The following is a 17,272-nucleotide window of genomic DNA, read 5'->3' as shown; positions in this document are numbered from 1 at the left end:
CATTTAAAATAAATACTTTATATTTATTCCGATTTAGAATATAGAAAGTATTAATTAATTCCATTTAAAGTAGAGAGTATGTTGATTAATGTGCATACTCTTCATGTTTGTATACAATATACAGTGATGGTATTGAAAATGTCAACACCATTTTTAATTAAGGTTTTTAAGATTAGTTGGGCTAAGGAAGTAGTGGAATTTTCGCGGTCTGCTAGATATTAAATGAGTACATTGTAACTTCGACTTGAAGGGCTTTGTATTAAGAAGTTTAAATCAAAGCTGTGAAATAAGTCATTGAGGGTGTTTATTCGGCTGATGAAGTTTTGGTATTTATATTAAAACTCTATACCGCTGGCGAAGCCAATGATCAGATAACGCAGATTCAAGTTTAAATCGACCTGTAACCCCCCCAAAAAAATGAAACAGTTCATAAGTAGAATTTTCCATTAACTAAAGTAGGAAAATTTACGATGAGAAAAAGCAAGTTTACCGACACTCAAATTGTCAGCATGATCAAAGAAGCTGAATCAGGTATTCCAGTGCCTGAAATTTGCCGTAAACATAACATCGGCCAAAGCACATTTTACAAATGGCGCTCAAAGTATGGTGGCATGGAAGCGTCTGATGTTAAACGCCTCAAAGAACTTGAATAAGATAATCGTAAGCTAAAAGATATGTTTGCAACGCTGAGCTTAAAGCACTCGATGCTTGAGGATATCATTGCAAAAAAGCTGTGAAAACAAGTAGGCGCAGAGCTTGGGGATCCCTTAGGTTGTAGAGTGTATCTTATTACGATTTGTGAGAAAGGCTCAGAGAGCATGTTCGGATTACGCACAGTAGCGGCAAACCAATCGACCCTCCAATAATGATCGTCACAAGGAAATTCACTAAATTTAGGTATTCCTTGCGACATCTTTACTTTTCCTTACAGTACAAAGTAGCGTTGTTTAGCCGCGCTTAATGTTGTTGTAATTCACCGATTATTTTACTTCTTTACCCGCAGCTTGTTGATCTGCGTGGTAGCTAGATCGCACAAAGGGTCCTGATGCTGCATGGACGAATCCAATTTCATCGGCATACTCTTTTAGTGCGTCAAACTCAGCAGGTGGCACGTAGCGTTTAACAGGTAAATGGTGTTTTGAAGGTTGTAAGTACTGACCAACGGTAAGCATGTCTACGTTATGCTCTCTTAGATCGCGTAATACTTCTTCAATCTCTGAAATTTCTTCACCTAACCCAACCATCAGGCCTGATTTAGTCTTAACCTCAGGGTGTGCTTCTTTAAAGCGGCGTAGCAATTCGAGCGACCATTTATAATCAGCGCCTGGGCGGGCTAACTTATACAACCTAGGGGCAGTTTCTAGGTTATGGTTGAAAACGTCTGGTGGTGTTTGGGAAAGGATCTCTAACGCTTTTTCCATACGACCTCTGAAATCAGGCACTAGAATTTCAATAGTGATATTGGGGCTGTGCTTTCTAATTTCTTTAATACAGTCGGCAAAGTGCTGAGCCCCTCCATCGCGCAAATCATCACGGTCGACTGAGGTGATCACGACATAACTCAACTTCATGTCTTTTATCGTGAGAGCGAGCTTCTCTGGTTCGGCTGCATCTGGTTTAAGCGGGCGGCCATGAGCAACATCGCAAAATGGGCAGCGGCGAGTACAAATCGCACCAAGGATCATGAATGTGGCGGTACCGTGATTGAAACATTCGGATAGATTAGGACATGATGCTTCTTCACACACAGAGTGTAAACCGTGTTTACGCATTGCTTGTTTGATGCCATCAATACGCTCACTTGATTTTGGTAAGCGGATTTTTAGCCATTCAGGTTTACGGAGCATTTCCTCTCGTTCAGTAGGCAATACTTTTACTGGGATAAGTGCCATTTTTTCGGCGTCACGAAGCTTTACCCCTGGCTCCATTTTTACTGGTTTACTCATTCGTTTTCAAACCCTTCAATTTGCTCAACATGTTCAGCTTTTAAGCGTTGTAACATGTGCTTTACTAGTCCATCTGATACATCACTCATATTTGATGGGCCATTTAAATCACTCGTTTGAATCATATCCATACCGGCATAGCCACATGGATTAATACGTAAGAATGGACCCATGTCCATATTAACGTTCAGTGCTAATCCATGAAACGAACAGCCACGACGGACTCTTAACCCCAAGGAAGCTATTTTACTATTATTAACGTAAACACCGGGTGCATCTGCTTTTGCATAGGCTTTAACGTTTATCTCTGCTAAATAGTCGACGATGCTTTCTTCTAACCAAGTTACCAGCTCACGAACACCAATATTTAAGCGGCGTAAGTTTAATAGCACATACATCATTTGTTGACCAGGTCCGTGATAAGTGACTTGGCCACCCCTGTCGACTTTTATTACAGGAATATCACCGGTGCAAAGTAAGTGTTCTTTCTTACCAGCTTGACCTTGAGTGAATACGGGCTCGTGTTCTACCAGCCATATTTCATCTGCGGTATTGTCGTCTCTGGTATCAGTAAAAGACTGCATTTTATGCCAGATTGGCTCGTAACTGCGACGGCCAAGTTGGCGAACAATCACTGAATTATGCTTCATGTTGCTCTCTATTATTTACAGCACGTAGCGGACATCATCTAAACCGCCTACATCAGTATAAATTTGCTCAATATGTTCCTTGGAACCTACGGTAGCGACGACGGTGATCGACTCATAGGTCCCTTTACTGCTAGGCTTGACCTTGGGTGAGTAGTCCCCTGGTACAATCGCTTGTAATTTGGCTATCACTTGATCAGTTAGGTTTACGTTTGCAAGACCCATGATTTTGAAAGTAAACGGACATGGGAATTCTAAAAATTCATCAAACTTAGTATCTTTTACAGGTTTTACCACGACGGTATCCTCACTACTTTATGTTTAGGTGAGCGAATTGCATTGCTCTTGGCGCATCATGCTCAGTAATGGCGGCATTCTATCATTTTTGAGGTAAAAAAAAACGCCCCAAAGAGGAGCGTTGTATGAATACATTTTAAACTATTGCATGATCTGTAAACGTAAGTAGTCGTAGACCTTACTGAAGAAGCTACCTTCTTCAATTTCTTCTAGCGTAACTAGTGGATATTTAGCAATTTCTTCGCCTTCAAGCTGTAAATATAAAGTGCCCACTTTAGAGCCTTTTGTTAATGGCGCTTCTAGCGTGTTATCAAGTTCAAAATTGGCTTTTAAGTTTTTACGCTGTCCTCTAGGGATAGTAATTGGTGTATCTTCAAGAATGCCTAAAGATACAGTTTCTTTGTTTCCCATCCAGATACGCTGTTCTGCAAAGCTATCACCTGCTTTATACGGTGTGATTGTTTCAAAAAATCTGAATCCGTAGTTGAGTAACTTTCTGCTTTCCACCATACGTGCACGTTCGCTTGTAGTGCCCATTACCACAGACACTAAGCGCATGTCATCTTTGGTTGCAGAGGTCACAAGGCTATACCCAGCTTCTGAAGTATGGCCCGTTTTTATACCATCAACATTTAAGCTCGCATCCCATAATAGAGAATTACGGTTATACTGTTTAATTCCATTAAAAGTGAAAGACTTTTCTTTATATAGAGCATACTCTTCAGGCACATCACGGATAAGCGCTACCCCTAATGTTGCCATATCTCGCGGCGTTGTATAATGCTGATCAGTATCTAAACCATGGCTATTGATAAAATGGGTATTGGTCATACCGAGTTTTTCAGAATGTGCATTCATGAGATCTGCAAATGCATCTTCACTGCCAGCGATGTGCTCAGCCATCGCTACGCACGCATCATTACCGGATTGAATAATGATCCCTCTATTAAGGTCGTCAACGCTGACTTGCTTTCCGACTTCAATAAACATTTTAGACGATTCTGGAAAGTTTTTAGCCCATGCTTTTTCGCTGATGGTTACCATGTCTGTCGGTGCAATATTACCAGATACAATTTCGGTTCCGATAACATAGCTAGTCATCATTTTCGTTAAGCTTGCGGGCGCTAGTTTAGTATCAGCTTCACCTGAGGCAATAATTTTACCGGTAGTAAAATCGACCAAGAAATACCCTTTGGCATTAATTTGAGGAACTGATGGAATAATTTGTGCGTTTGCTGCAAATAAGGATACAGAGCACACAAGGCCACACAATTTAGTAATAAGTTTTGGTTTTAATAAAGTCATTATGCTCGCAGTTTTATTTAAATTTAATCAGCGTTAACGGTATATTCTAAAGTTGATGTTCACTATAAAGCAAGAAGGCATGTTTATATTTGCCTTTTCGTAGCTTATCAAGCACGGCTTGTGCTGTTTTGTCATCAAGAATAGGTCCTAACCGCAGTTTGTACAGCCCTTTTTCAGAATGAATCGGGGTTTGTAATTGAAATCTACTTTGTAATGTCGCAGACAGACTTTTTAAGTGATCTAAGTTGCTGCCAGCGGCGACTTGAATGTAAGTTAATCTAGGCGCACTTCTGTCAATGGTAATGGCTTCTACCTTAACTTTGGCTGTACCATTTAGGTGATACCCTAATTTATAAGCAGCTGCGTAAGATAGGTCAATTAGCCTATCATCATGAAAAGGCCCTCTATCATTGACTCTCACAATCGCTGTTCGGCCATTATCGGTGTTTGTGACTTTTACGAAGCTTGGTAAAGGTAAGGTCTTATGTGCTGCACTCATATCAAACATATTAAAAATTTCGCCGTTTGAGGTGTGATAGCCATGAAACTTTCGACCATACCAAGATGCAACCCCTATTTGGGTATAACCTTTTTCGTCTGACATCGGTGTGTAACGTTTGCCTTGAATGGTATAAGGTCGACCCGTACTGACACTCTTAGGTTCATTAGTCACCTGGGCATCGTGCATCTCTAATTCTGTTGGCACCCTTAAAGGCGCCTTATCTTGTGTAATATGGTAGCGAGTACTACACGCACTGAGCAGGACTAATAGACTTAGGCGTAAAATATTAGTAAAAACACGATTCATGATTTGAGTAACATTCTTTTATCTGTGGCGATTGCCATGATTATACCAAACCCTGCCATTAAGGTGACCATGGATGTCCCACCATAACTAATTAATGGCAGAGGAACACCAACCACAGGCAATAAGCCAGATACCATGCCTATATTCACAAAAATATACACAAAAAATGTCATAGTTAGTGCGCCAGCGAGTAACTTACTGAATGCATCTTGGGCGTTTACCGCGATGTATAAACCACGACCAATGATAAATAAGTACACACTAAGTAATAATATGACCCCTAACAGGCCAAACTCCTCGCTGAGTACTGAAAAAATAAAGTCAGTATGGCGCTCGGGCAAAAACTCTAACTGCGACTGTGTTCCATGTAACCAGCCTTTACCTTCAATTCCGCCCGACCCTATGGCGATTTTTGACTGGATGATGTGATATCCTGCGCCGAGTGGATCGCTTTCAGGGTTAAATAATGTGAGTACTCGCTGCTTTTGATATGCATGCATTCCATAGCTCCAAAATGCAAAACCCGCAGGGCCCATTAGAAGCGCGGCAAAGCCAATCAGTCGCCAGCTTAACCCAGATAAAAAGAGTACAAATATACCTGAGCTAGCAATCAATATAGAAGTCCCTAAATCAGGCTGCTCTTTAATCAAAATGGTCGGTACCATCACAATGGTAAAACCAATAAATAGATTCAATATCGAAGGTGGTAGGCGGTGTTGCCCAATGTACCAAGCCACCATCATTGGCACTGCAATTTTCATAATTTCAGCGGGTTGAAAGCGAGTGATCCCCACATCTAACCAACGCTGTGCACCTTTGCTACTGACACCAACAAATAAAACTGCAACGAGCATACCTAAACCAACAATATACATTGGGATCACAATACGCTTTAGCGTATTAGGAGAGAGTTGAGCCATAAACAGCAATGCGATGACTGCGCTGGCCATACGCGTTGCATGACGTGTCATCATATTAATGTCTTGACCACTAGCGCTATATACAACGGTTAAACTGCCTAACATCATTATTATCAACGCAAATAAAAGAGGGAGGTCGATGTGGACTTTTTGCCAAAATGTGCGTTTATAGTTTAGAGGTATCATTAACAGTGTTTTCCAAGGGGTAGGCTGAAAAGTAATAATCCATTAATTGGCGTGCGACGGGGGCTGCAACAGAACTACCTGCACCTTGGTTTTCGACGACAACAGCGACGACGATACGTGGGTCATTATATGGAGCAAAGCCCGTATAAATAGCGTTGTCACGATGCCGTTCATTGAGTTTAGAGGCATCATACTTTTCGCCTTGTGCAATACTGACAACTTGCGCAGTACCCGTTTTTCCTGCAGGATCGTAGCTTACCCCTTTGAAAGCTTTGTGCGCTGTGCCTGTGGTTTTAGCTACGGTGTTATGCATGGCTTTCAATGCGATTCGCCAATTGTCTGGATTTTGTAATTGTACTGGCGCCTTATCTTCTGTAAATAGCTGATTTATAACATTATCCTGCTTTGTCACTTGAACCAGATGAGGCTGGTGGTGTGCACCACGATTAACTAAAATAGTGAGAGCATTAGCTATCTGTATTGGTGTTGCGGTCCAATAGCCCTGGCCAATCCCAACCGAAATCGTGTCACCTGGCCACCAGTTTTCTTTGAATCGCTCTTTTTTCCACTCTACAGTAGGCATTATCGCCGTCGTTTCTTCGTGAATATCTATTCCAGATAAATCTCCAAATCCAAATTGCGACATGAAGTTACTGATTTTGGTGATCCCAGCTCGGTATGCAATTCGGTAATAATATGTATCACATGACTCTTCAATAGCACGATAAACATCTACATGGCCGTGACCCCAACGCTTCCAATCACGCCACTTGTGGTCGACATTCGGTATTTGAAAAAAGCCAGGATCCCAGACTTGCGTTTGCTCCGTGACAATCCCTTCTTCTAAACCTAATATCGCAAGGTGTGGCTTTACGGTAGATGCTGGCGCGTAACTTCCTTGGGTCGTTCGATTTATCAAAGGTCGATCTTGATTGAGCAGCTTTTTATAATTAGCGCCACTTATTCCATGTACAAATAAGTTTGGGTCATAACTTGGATTAGAGTAAAGCGCGAGGATCCCACCATCTTTTGGATCCATAACAACGACGGCACCTCGCGCATCTTTCAATGCATGTTGGGCAATTTGTTGTAATCCGATATCAAGTGTTAAAACTAAGTCTTTACCAGGGGTTGGTGCTTCCATATTTAAGGTGCGAATAACACGACCTCGATTATTGACTTCTACACGCTGAGAACCAACAGTCCCGTGCAGCTGTTGTTCATAAAATTTTTCAATCCCACGTTTGCCGATATCATGTGTTGCACGGTAGTTCGTTGCTTGATTGGCGGATTTTAGCTCACTTAGTTCGTCTTTATTAAGTTTGGCGACGTAGCCTAAGGCATGCGTTAATGTATCTCCAAAAGGGTAGTGTCGAGCGAGTCTTGCTTCAATACTAAATCCTGGAAATTTATGTTGATTAACAGAGAAAACGGCGACTTCTTGCTCATTCAGTCGAGCTTTGAGTATCTGGCTTTTGAAACGGCGTTGTTTGCGGATATCTTTTAAAAAGTCGGATTGTTGTGTGTCAGTTATTTCCAGAAGCTGTGCTAATTCGGTTAAGCTTTTTTCAAGGTCATGAACATCTTCAGGCACAACCTCCAAATTGTACACCGGACGATTTTCAGCGAGAAGAACACCATTTCTATCGTAGATTAACCCTCTATTTGGCGCTACAGGTATAAGCTTAATTCGGTTATCATTAGAGCGAGTTTGATATGTCTCATAGTCTTTTACCTGTAAATGGTAAATATTCATGATTAACATACCAATGAGTAATACAACAAAAATAAAGCCAACAAAAGCACGGCGAGCAAACAGGTTTGCTTCAGCTGAATGATCGCGAATAGTTGACCGTTTTTTTAACATAAGAAGCGGTCATTCCCTATGATATGGGTGATTGGTATTTAAACTCCAGCCACGATATAAGCTTTCAGCAACAATAATGCGAACCAGTGGGTGTGGTAAGGTCAGGTTTGATAATGACCACTTTTGCTCTGAGGCTGCTATACACTCTGGCGCAAGTCCTTCAGGCCCGCCAATTAACAAGCTAATGTCTCGGCCGTCTAATTGCCACTTTTGCATGTTTTTTGCCAAATCATGGGTATCCCATGCTTTACCTGTCACCTCAAGGGTAACAATTCGGTTGCCTTTGGGAATTGCAGCGAGGGTTTTTTCTCCTTCAATCTGTAAAATCCTTTTGATATCTGCGTTTTTTCCGCGTTTTCCAGCAGGGATCTCTAGTAGTTCTAGCGCCATGTCTTTTGGAAAGCGACGTTGATATTCTTTAAACCCTGTTTCGACCCATGATGGCATTTTTGTGCCAACGGCAACCAATTGTATTTTCAAAGTTAGCCCCAGAGTTTCTCTAAATCATATAGGCTTCGAGTTTGATCTTGCATCACGTGAACAACCACCTCACCTAAGTCAACTAATACCCACTCACCGACATCCTGTCCTTCTTGACCTAACGGTTCTTCACCTGCATGGCGTGCTGCCTTAGCAACATTGTCGGCAATTGACTGTACATGGCGTTTTGAGTTGCCTGAACAAACGATTAAATAGTCAGTGACAGTAGACACTTCTCTTACGTCTAATTTAACGACATCACGGGCTTTCATATCATCAACTTTGTCTAGTGCAAAGTCTAAAAGTTGTTCTGAATTCAACTGGGTTACTCTTAAGTTATAAAATAGTCGGCGATTTTAGCACAGCCAAAGACCTTAATCAGCATACAAGTGATGTTTGCGAATATACTCTATGACTTCAGCTTGCAGTAAATGTTCCGTATGTTGTTGATATTTTATAAAGTTACGAATTTGACTTGAAGAAACATCTTTTACATTTCCAGTTAAGAAGTAGCAAAGACCGCTTATTTGGGCATGCAGTTGAGAGATCTCAGTGACTTCACTTCTACTTAAATACTCGATGAGGGGAGGGTGAGTACTGCGAACTTCCCCCGGTCGCTGGTATACCACGATATGGCAAATAGACGTGATTGCTTGCCACTCAAACCAAGCTGGTAAACTATTAAATGAATCCATGCCCATTAAAAAAATTAATGGTTGGTCTGGATGTTCAGCTCGGCATTCTTGCAAACTTAAAAGAGAATAAGAAGGGCCTTGTCGGCGCAATTCTCGAGTATCTATGTAGAAATATGAATTTTCACGTGTCGCAATATCTAGCATTGCGAGACGATGTTGTTCGGCTACACCTGGTGCTGCTTTATGGACAGGTATTGCACAGGGTAGAAAGCGCAACTGTTCTAATCCCAATTGTGTAATACAATTCTCGGCCATATTGATGTGGCCGAGATGAACAGGATCAAATGTACCACCAAATAATGCAATCATGACTAATGAGCGTCAAGTTGATAGGGCAAAGGCATATCAATTGACATGCAAAACGATAATGCGATATGAGCAAGTGCTTGGTATGGCGCAACCATAGCAGAGCGTTTATAGGCAGCATCAAACTCAGCCAAACAATTGATAATGTTCTTAAGTTGATTAATGGTCAGCCTATCGAGTGCATGTTGTGTAAGTGCTTGCTGGTTTTTCCATATGTTATGCCGTTTAAACAACTGATTGAGGTTTTCGCCTTGTTGCATTGCTGATTTTATCTCTAATAACGTTTGCGCCTCTTTATTAAAAGTCCATAAAACACTGGTTGCTTCAACATTATCATCAGCGAGTTTTAGTAATACTTTGATAGCGGTATGAGCGTCACCTTGTAGTAGTGCCGAGTTTAAATCAAAAATATCGTATTTAGACTGATTTAATAAACCGTTTAAAACTTGAGTATGGTCAATAGGTTGGTGTTTATATAATAATGACAACTTTTCGAGTTCCTGATGGGTTGCCAGCAAATTACCTTCAGTTGCTTCTAACAGACTGCGTTTTGCATCAGGGTTAAGGTTGAGTTGTAGAGCGCTACATTGTTCATCTAGCCAACGGTGTAAATGATTGCCAGCAAGCGTGTAACACGGAACAAACAAACCCTGTTTATCTAGTGCTTTGAACCAAGCGCTACGTTGTATATCTTGACCTGCTTTACTGCCTTTAATAATAACAATTACGTCTGAGTTAAGATGTTCGGTCAGTTTTTTGAATGCTTGGCTACCAGGTGTGCCAGGCTTTAACTGGTTTAAATCGAATTCTATTAGTGTGCGAGCACTAAACAGCGACATACTATTGTATTGCGCGAGAAGCTCTTGCCAATCAAAGCCAGGGAGGTAATTGAACTTAATGATTTCGTCAAAACCTTGCCGTTTAGCTGCTTGTTTAATTGCGAAGACACATTGCGCTTCTTGGAAAGGTTCTTCACCAAACACCATATAAAATGGGTGAAGTGATTTATTTAGTTGACTCGGAAGCTGATTTGCGTAACTGCGCATTATAGTTGTGATAACTCCCTGATAATGCGCTTGCTTGCAAGTTGGCGAAGTTCACGCAAAATGATATCTAACTCTTTGGCTTTTGCTAACGCATTGTCAGGATCGTCTTGATAATTTCGATACAATTCAAAACCCTGCTCAACAGGCTCTTGCCCAGGACGAGTTATACGGTAGGCAACCCCATATGCAAGCTCGTATTGCGCAACTTGGCCGTTTTTAAACAAGCTCAATGTTTGTCTTTCTAAGGTATCTTTGTATAAATGCAATGAGACATTGTTAACGGCATGTTTTGAATCAATAATTGACACGTCAGCGCGTTTCAAGTCCGCTTTTAATAATTCAAATACCTCAGAGCGCTTATCATCAGCAGTGAGTATAATTGTTCGCAGATCTTGGGGCAAATATGACGCTTTCTTTAAATGAAAGCCACAGCTTGATAACAAAACACAGATCAGCGCAAGCGCTAATCCGTGTTTTACAAAATGAGCAAGGCGCATCTTAGTTTGCTACCACGTTGAGTAACTTACCAGGTACATAAATGACTTTGCGAATGGTTTTGTCATCAGTGAACTTGGTTACGTTCTCTTCTGCAAATGCGATAGCTTCAACTTGTTCTTGTGTTGCATCGGCTGCAACCGTTAGTTTAGCGCGCAGCTTACCATTGACTTGCACGATAATCAGCTTCTCATCTTCAACTAACGCAGACTCATCAACATCGGGCCAAGCAGCATCTAAAATATCAGATTCAAACCCAAGCTCAGCCCATAGTTCATGACACATATGTGGCGCGATTGGAGCAAGCATAATAACGATCGCGTGTAGTGCTTCGTTTGCAATAGCAATATCTTGTGCATCTTTAAGTGGTGCTTTAGCCAGTTTGTTAGACAGCTCCATGATTGCTGCTATGGCCGTATTGAAGGTTTGACGACGTGATAAATCATCCGTCACCTTAGCGATGGCTTTGTGTACTTCACGACGCAATACTTTTTGATTGCTGCTTAATGCACTTGTGTCTAATTCAGCTTTACCCGCAGCATTAACGTCAACGGCATATTTCCACACACGTTTTAGGAAACGATGTGCACCTTCAACACCTGAGTCTGACCATTCTAATGTTTGCTCTGGTGGTGCGGTAAACATCATAAATAAGCGAACGGTATCAGCGCCGTATTGTTTGATAACGGTCTGTGGGTCAATACCATTGTTCTTCGACTTTGACATTTTACTCATGCCTGAAGAAAATACTGGCTGGCCATCATCTTTGTGCCATGCTTTTGTAACACGCCCTTTGTCGTCAGTTTCTGTTTCAACATCAGTTGGTGAAATCCAAATATCACCGCCTTTTTCATCTTTACGATAAAAAGTCTCTGCTAATACCATACCTTGACACAATAAACGTTCAAACGGCTCATCTGAGTTAACTAGCCCAAAGTCACGTAGTAATTTATGGAAAAAGCGAGAATATAAAAGGTGTAAAATGGCATGCTCTATACCACCAATGTATTGATTGACTGGCAACCAATAATTTGCCGCACCAGGCTCTAGCATACCTTCGTCATAACGAGGGCTACAGTAACGTGCGTAGTACCATGATGATTCCATAAAGGTATCAAATGTATCAGTTTCATGGAATACAGGAGCACCGTTGACGGTCGTTTTAGCCCACTCAGGGTCAGCTTTAAGTGGAGAGGTCACACCATTCATAACGACATCTTCTGGTAAGCGTACTGGTAGCATATCTTCGCTTGCTGCCAGCTCTTGGCCTTGCTCGTCGCTTAACATGGGAATTGGAGAGCCCCAATAGCGTTGACGACTGACGCCCCAATCACGTAAACGAAAATTAACCTTACGCTTACCGGCACCTTGTGCCTCTAGTTTATCAGCAATAGCATCAAATGCAGCTTTAAACGCTAACCCGTCAAATTCACCTGAGTTGATCAACACTCCTTTTTCCGTAAATGCTTCTTTACTGATGTCAGCTGTTAGCTCAGAGTTGTGTTCAGGGGTAATAACTTGTTTGATCTCAAGCCCGTATGCAGTAGCAAACTCAAAATCACGTTGGTCGTGCCCTGGTACGGCCATGACCGCGCCTGAACCGTAATCCATTAATACGAAGTTTGCCACCCAAATTGGTACTTCTTTACCTGTTAACGGGTGAACCGCAGTAAAACCAGTATCAATGCCTTTTTTGTCCATTGTTGCCATATCAGCTTCTGCAACTTTGGTGTTTTTGCATTCTTCTACAAATGCAGCAATTGCTTCATTACTTTTAGCCGCTTCTTGCGCAATAGGGTGGCCTGCTGCTACGCCTACGTATGTCACACCCATAAATGTGTCAGGGCGAGTTGTGTAGACCGTAAACGTTTCGCTGTTATCTGCGCGTTTGAAATCGATTTCTAAGCCTTCAGAACGGCCAATCCAATTGCGCTGCATGGTCTTAACTTGCTCAGGCCAGTCATCTAGCTTGTCTAAGTCATCTAATAATTCTTGGGCATAGTCAGTTATTTTAATGAACCACTGTGGGATCTCTTTTTGCTCAACTGCAGCACCAGAACGCCAGCCTTTACCATCGATCACTTGCTCATTTGCAAGTACAGTTTGGTCAACAGGATCCCAGTTTACGGTTGACATCTTTTTGTATACTAGGCCTTTTTCATACAGCTTGGTGAAGAACCATTGTTCCCACTTATAGTATTCAGGGTGACACGTCGCAATTTCACGATCCCAATCGTAGCCAAAGCCAAGTTGCTTTAGTTGATCACGCATGTAATCGATATTTTCATAGGTCCACTTTGCTGGGGCAGTGTTGTTCTTAATGGCTGCATTCTCTGCTGGTAAGCCAAACGCATCCCAACCCATCGGCTGCATGACATTTTTGCCTTGCAAACGTTGGAAGCGAGATACAACATCCCCAATGGTGTAGTTACGAACATGACCCATGTGCAGTCGACCACTTGGGTATGGGAACATCGAGAGACAGTAATATTTCTCTTTGCTTTGATCTTCGACAACTTTAAATGTCTTGTTTTCTTCCCAGTGTTGCTGAACTTTTGACTCAATGTCTTGTGGGTTATATTGCTCTTGCATCTACGTTTCCAGACTTCTTGCAAATTAATAAAAAATTGTTCGCTAGCATACCCCAAATAAAGGGCGATTCACAGTATCTAGGGGGCATTTTGTTGCTTCAATAGTGTGGTTCAACGCCGCGTTAGTGCGTGAATAAGCTATAGTTATATTAAGAAAGTTGTGCTGGAGTTTAAAATGTCTGGTTATAAACAGTGGCTAACGCAATTTAGTGAGTGGTTAAAAGATGTTAAGCATCACGAGCTGGATGAGTTAATAGAAAAGTTTGTTGAACAACAGCAAGCGTTGCAACAGTCGAGCAAAGAGAAAATTCAGCAATATCATTATTATTTACGTCGTGACCTTGAACATTTTAGTGCACACCATCGTCACTATCATGATCTGGCATGGCAAGAGTTAAAAGCGTCTATTTGGTATGAGTTGTCTCAATTAGAGGATCGCACGCAATTAGAATGGCAAGCACTTTTGCAAGACTTTGAACATGATGGTGTTTATAAGCAGGGTGAATGGATAGCAATGGGGCAATTAGTATGTAAGAATTGCGATCATAAATTGGATGTGCTTTACCCCAGTGAGATTTCACCTTGTTCTGAGTGCGAACACACTGAGTTTACAAGAAAAGCATTGTCCCCATAATGAGCAGACTAGGTCGTACGGTTTAGCTGCACTACCTCAGTAGTTTTTATACTGACGCTGATGATAAGAAGTTAAGAATGACCAAAAAACTAATCCCACTTTCTCACGACGCGCTTGCACCGGCAGTTTCAATAAGTCATGTGCAAACGTGTATTCAAAACCCGTATCCTGAATCACTTGCCTTTATAGGGCAAAAAAGAGCGCAAACGGCACTTGATTTTGCACTGGGCATGGATCTTCCTGGCTATAATGTTTTTGTCATGGGCGAAGCCGCTTTAGGACGCTTTACCATGGTCAAAGATAAATTAGAAGCGCATAGTAAAACGCGGTCTACGCCAAAAGAGTGGTTGTACGTTAATAATTACGATGATCACCGAGAGCCTATAGCGATGTTTATGCAGGCAGGCCAAAGCAAAGAACTAGCTGATGATATAGATGAGTTTTTAGATGAGGTTTCGGACACTTTCCCAGCAGCATTTGACAATCCAGGGTATCAGCGAAAAAAGAAATCAATCGATCGCCACTTTGATAATAAATACGATGCCGCACTCAATGCAGTTGAACAGTTAGCAGCAGATAAGAGTGTGGCGTTGCTAGAAGAAAATAATCAAGTTGGTTTTGCGCCGGTTGTAAATGGCAAGCAGTTAGACGATGCCGAATTTGCTGCGTTAGGTGAAAAAATGCAGGGCCATTTTTTTGAAGCCATAGAGGGGCTTGAGGATGCCTTGATTGAGGCGCTGATTGAATTACCTCGTTGGAAGCGAGAGTCTTCTGAGAAGTTGCGAAATTTAAAAAAATCGACGGTTGAAATTGCTACAAAACCTTTGATAAAAACCTTAGAGCATAAATACGCGAACCACATTGGCGTGGTGCGTTATTTGAAAGATTTACGAATAGAGATAGTCGATGCAGTTTTAGAGTGGTTAGACGATGATGTATCGAGCGAAGAAGGCAAGGATGACTTTGATTCAAAAGGCATGCTGAGTGATTTTTTTGCACCAAATATTTTAATTGAGTATAAAGACGGTGATGCCGCGCCTGTTGTATATGAGCCTAACCCAACGTTTGGTAACATTTTTGGTAAAGTAGAATATGCTGCCTCACAAGGGAATTTAATTACCAGTTATCGTTCAATTCAGGCTGGAGCTTTGCATCGTGCTAACGGTGGTTACCTGATTATGGATGCAGAAAAAGTTTTGGCAAATCCTCAAGTGTGGGATGGCTTAAAGTTGTCGTTAAAAACGCACCAAATTAAAAATGATTTACCTTACCAAGACAATTCAGTTGGCAGTAGTTTTACCTTACGGCCGCAGCTTATCCCGCTTGACGTCAAGATTATTTTGCTGGGCTCTCGAGATTTGTATTACACCATTGGTGAATATGACGAAGAGTTTGCTGAGCTATTTAGAGTATTGGCAGACTTTGATTATTACTTGCCGAGTTCAGATAAAATGCAGTATCAATTTATCAGCAAAGTGCAGGAATACTGTGATGCTACTTTGTCGTGTAGTTTAACGGCACAAGCCTTATCTAGATTACTTAAGTTTAGTTATCGCCAAGCTGAGCATCAAACGAAGCTGTCAGCCCGATTTGCTGATGTATTGGAGTTGGTTGCAGAAGCGAGTTTTTATACGAAGCAAGATGGAGAGACTGAAATTACCGCAGAGCATATAGATGAAGCGATTGCTGGAAAACAGTATCGCACCGGTCAATTGAGCGAAAATATGTTAAGCGACATTAAAGAAGGTCATACTTTAATTGCAACTCAAGGTAATGCGGTTGGAAAAGTGAATGGTTTGACCGTATTACATATCGGTGATACTGCTTTCGGAACGCCTGCGCGGATCACGGCGACGGTTTATGCCGGTGCTGATGGTGTGATAGATGTTGAGCGAGAGGCCGAACTAGGTAAAGCGATTCATTCTAAAGGTGTGATGTTACTAACGGGGTATTTGGGGAACAAGTACGCCCAAGAATTTAGCTTAACACTCAGTGCGAATATTGCCATAGAACAAAGTTATGGTTACATCGATGGTGACAGTGCCTCTTTAGCCGAACTATGCGGCTTAATATCAGCAATAACACAACTGCCGATCAATCAATCTTTGGCTTTGACAGGATCAATTAACCAGCATGGTGAAGTACAGGCCATTGGTGGTGTAAACGAAAAAATTGAAGGTTTCTTTAAACTTTGTAAAATGCGGGGCTTAACAGGTGAGCAAGGAGTGATCATTCCGCGTTCTAACTTGGTTAACTTAGTACTCGATGATGAAATTATTGCGGCAAGTTCAGCGGGGCGTTTTCATATTTATGCTGTTGAATCAGTGGATGAAGCCTTGAATTTACTAACCGGGGTGGAAGCGGGTCAATCAGAAAATGGAGAATACCCTCCATTAAGTATTAATGGCTTAGCATTAGCAAGGTTGCAGCATATCGCCGATGTGGTAAATGGTGAAGACAAAGAAGAAGACAGTGATAAGGAGTCGCAATAATGTCGACAACGCAAATCGTTTTATTGGTTATAATTATTGTTATCGGTGGGTTTGTTTATAAGAATAAACAACATCAAAAAGAAAGTGCAGGTATAAATAGAATAACAGCACAAGAATTCTTATCTGAGAATGTAAATAAAGAAGGCGTGTTCGAAACATCTTCGGGATTACAATATGAAGTACTTACTCAAGGCAATGGAGCGCATCATCCGTTAGCGACAAGTAAGGTGAAAGTGCATTATCACGGCACTTTGCTTAATGGCAGCGTATTTGATAGCTCAGTTGAGCGTAATAGTCCGATTAGTTTTGGTTTAAATCAAGTGATTTCTGGGTGGACAGAAGGCGTTCAATTAATGAAAGAGGGAGATAAGTTTCGTTTTTTTATTCCTCCAAATTTGGGGTATGGAGATCAAGCTGCGGGTAAAATAGAGCCCGGATCTTTACTTATATTTGAAGTCGAACTACTGAAAATAGAGTCTTAACCTCTGATCACGGTGTAACCAGACTAAGATATAAAAAAGCCCAATTTAATTGGGCTTTTTTATATATGAATTGAA

Annotated in this window: 17 protein-coding genes; 4 read left to right on the top strand and 13 right to left on the bottom strand. The window is 41.5% G+C overall.

Features of this window, described 5'->3' with window-relative positions; all coding sequences use genetic code 11:
* The first annotated feature begins 470 nt into the window (after positions 1-470).
* Positions 471-653, top strand: coding sequence for a transposase (locus J8L97_RS13860; protein WP_211050471.1), 183 nt, complete (start codon positions 471-473; stop codon positions 651-653).
* A 327-nt stretch (positions 654-980) separates the two neighbouring features.
* On the opposite strand, the gene lipA is transcribed toward J8L97_RS13860, so the two are convergent.
* From lipA to leuS, 13 genes are all read right to left on the bottom strand, one after another.
* Positions 981-1,946, bottom strand: coding sequence for a lipoyl synthase (gene lipA / locus J8L97_RS13855; RefSeq protein WP_192506667.1), 966 nt, complete (start codon positions 1,944-1,946; stop codon positions 981-983).
* Positions 1,943-2,596, bottom strand: a complete 654-nt coding sequence (lipB, locus tag J8L97_RS13850; RefSeq protein ID WP_211050470.1) for a lipoyl(octanoyl) transferase LipB — start codon at positions 2,594-2,596, stop codon at positions 1,943-1,945. Before lipB ends, lipA begins: the two co-directional genes overlap by 4 nt.
* Before the next feature lie 15 nt (positions 2,597-2,611).
* On the bottom strand, positions 2,612-2,890 hold the full coding sequence (gene ybeD, locus J8L97_RS13845; RefSeq protein WP_192506669.1) for a DUF493 family protein YbeD: 279 nt from the start codon (positions 2,888-2,890) through the stop codon (positions 2,612-2,614).
* A gap of 141 nt (positions 2,891-3,031) precedes the next feature.
* A complete protein-coding gene (locus J8L97_RS13840; RefSeq protein ID WP_192506670.1) occupies positions 3,032-4,195 on the bottom strand; it encodes a serine hydrolase in 1,164 nt (387 codons plus the stop codon).
* Positions 4,196-4,241: 46 nt separating this feature from the next.
* Entirely contained in the window at positions 4,242-5,003 is a 762-nt protein-coding gene (locus J8L97_RS13835) for a septal ring lytic transglycosylase RlpA family protein (RefSeq protein WP_211050469.1), read from the bottom strand.
* Complete coding sequence (gene rodA / locus J8L97_RS13830; protein WP_192506672.1) at positions 5,000-6,109, bottom strand: rod shape-determining protein RodA; 1,110 nt, start codon at positions 6,107-6,109, stop codon at positions 5,000-5,002. The genes J8L97_RS13835 and rodA overlap by 4 nt, the downstream gene beginning before the upstream one ends.
* Positions 6,090-7,976, bottom strand: coding sequence for a penicillin-binding protein 2 (mrdA, locus tag J8L97_RS13825; RefSeq protein ID WP_211050468.1), 1,887 nt, complete (start codon positions 7,974-7,976; stop codon positions 6,090-6,092). Before mrdA ends, rodA begins: the two co-directional genes overlap by 20 nt.
* 9 nt (positions 7,977-7,985) lie before the next feature.
* Complete coding sequence (rlmH, locus tag J8L97_RS13820; RefSeq protein WP_210996058.1) at positions 7,986-8,456, bottom strand: 23S rRNA (pseudouridine(1915)-N(3))-methyltransferase RlmH; 471 nt, start codon at positions 8,454-8,456, stop codon at positions 7,986-7,988.
* 2 nt (positions 8,457-8,458) lie between these two features.
* The gene (rsfS, locus tag J8L97_RS13815) at positions 8,459-8,776 is read right to left on the bottom strand and encodes a ribosome silencing factor (RefSeq protein ID WP_192506675.1); all 318 of its coding nucleotides are present in this window, start codon (positions 8,774-8,776) and stop codon (positions 8,459-8,461) included.
* 54 nt (positions 8,777-8,830) lie between these two features.
* Complete coding sequence (nadD, locus tag J8L97_RS13810; RefSeq protein WP_211050467.1) at positions 8,831-9,460, bottom strand: nicotinate-nucleotide adenylyltransferase; 630 nt, start codon at positions 9,458-9,460, stop codon at positions 8,831-8,833.
* Positions 9,461-9,462: 2 nt separating this feature from the next.
* The gene (gene holA / locus J8L97_RS13805; protein ID WP_211050466.1) at positions 9,463-10,503 is read right to left on the bottom strand and encodes a DNA polymerase III subunit delta; all 1,041 of its coding nucleotides are present in this window, start codon (positions 10,501-10,503) and stop codon (positions 9,463-9,465) included.
* The gene (gene lptE / locus J8L97_RS13800; RefSeq protein ID WP_210996061.1) at positions 10,503-11,000 is read right to left on the bottom strand and encodes an LPS assembly lipoprotein LptE; all 498 of its coding nucleotides are present in this window, start codon (positions 10,998-11,000) and stop codon (positions 10,503-10,505) included. The genes holA and lptE overlap by 1 nt, the downstream gene beginning before the upstream one ends.
* 1 nt (position 11,001) lies before the next feature.
* Positions 11,002-13,590 (bottom strand): leucine--tRNA ligase, encoded by a 2,589-nt coding sequence (gene leuS / locus J8L97_RS13795; protein ID WP_211050464.1) that lies wholly within the window; start codon positions 13,588-13,590, stop codon positions 11,002-11,004.
* Between the two features lie 174 nt (positions 13,591-13,764).
* Here leuS and J8L97_RS13790 point away from each other — a divergent pair, with 174 nt between their 5' ends.
* From J8L97_RS13790 to J8L97_RS13780, 3 genes are all read left to right on the top strand, one after another.
* Complete coding sequence (locus tag J8L97_RS13790; RefSeq protein WP_210996063.1) at positions 13,765-14,223, top strand: zinc ribbon-containing protein; 459 nt, start codon at positions 13,765-13,767, stop codon at positions 14,221-14,223.
* 77 nt (positions 14,224-14,300) lie between these two features.
* Complete coding sequence (locus J8L97_RS13785) at positions 14,301-16,715, top strand: Lon protease family protein (protein ID WP_211050462.1); 2,415 nt, start codon at positions 14,301-14,303, stop codon at positions 16,713-16,715.
* Entirely contained in the window at positions 16,715-17,197 is a 483-nt protein-coding gene (locus J8L97_RS13780) for an FKBP-type peptidyl-prolyl cis-trans isomerase (RefSeq protein ID WP_210996065.1), read from the top strand. The genes J8L97_RS13785 and J8L97_RS13780 overlap by 1 nt, the downstream gene beginning before the upstream one ends.
* Positions 17,198-17,272: the final 75 nt, after the last annotated feature.

Source organism: Pseudoalteromonas sp. MMG012, assembly GCF_018100875.1.
GTDB classification, from domain to species: domain Bacteria; phylum Pseudomonadota; class Gammaproteobacteria; order Enterobacterales; family Alteromonadaceae; genus Pseudoalteromonas; species Pseudoalteromonas aurantia.
Note: the sequence above shows the minus strand (reverse complement) of the source record. Positions and strands in the feature narration are given on the sequence as shown.

Coding starts and splice junctions, on each gene's coding strand:
- J8L97_RS13860 (WP_211050471.1), top strand. CDS start 471: ATGAGAAAAAGCAAGTTTACCGACACTCAAATTGTCAGCATGATCAAA.
- lipA (WP_192506667.1), bottom strand. CDS start 1,946: ATGAGTAAACCAGTAAAAATGGAGCCAGGGGTAAAGCTTCGTGACGCC.
- lipB (WP_211050470.1), bottom strand. CDS start 2,596: ATGAAGCATAATTCAGTGATTGTTCGCCAACTTGGCCGTCGCAGTTAC.
- J8L97_RS13840 (WP_192506670.1), bottom strand. CDS start 4,195: ATGACTTTATTAAAACCAAAACTTATTACTAAATTGTGTGGCCTTGTG.
- J8L97_RS13835 (WP_211050469.1), bottom strand. CDS start 5,003: ATGAATCGTGTTTTTACTAATATTTTACGCCTAAGTCTATTAGTCCTG.
- rodA (WP_192506672.1), bottom strand. CDS start 6,109: ATGATACCTCTAAACTATAAACGCACATTTTGGCAAAAAGTCCACATC.
- mrdA (WP_211050468.1), bottom strand. CDS start 7,976: ATGTTAAAAAAACGGTCAACTATTCGCGATCATTCAGCTGAAGCAAAC.
- nadD (WP_211050467.1), bottom strand. CDS start 9,460: ATGATTGCATTATTTGGTGGTACATTTGATCCTGTTCATCTCGGCCAC.
- holA (WP_211050466.1), bottom strand. CDS start 10,503: ATGCGCAGTTACGCAAATCAGCTTCCGAGTCAACTAAATAAATCACTT.
- lptE (WP_210996061.1), bottom strand. CDS start 11,000: ATGCGCCTTGCTCATTTTGTAAAACACGGATTAGCGCTTGCGCTGATC.
- leuS (WP_211050464.1), bottom strand. CDS start 13,590: ATGCAAGAGCAATATAACCCACAAGACATTGAGTCAAAAGTTCAGCAA.
- J8L97_RS13790 (WP_210996063.1), top strand. CDS start 13,765: ATGTCTGGTTATAAACAGTGGCTAACGCAATTTAGTGAGTGGTTAAAA.
- J8L97_RS13785 (WP_211050462.1), top strand. CDS start 14,301: ATGACCAAAAAACTAATCCCACTTTCTCACGACGCGCTTGCACCGGCA.
- J8L97_RS13780 (WP_210996065.1), top strand. CDS start 16,715: ATGTCGACAACGCAAATCGTTTTATTGGTTATAATTATTGTTATCGGT.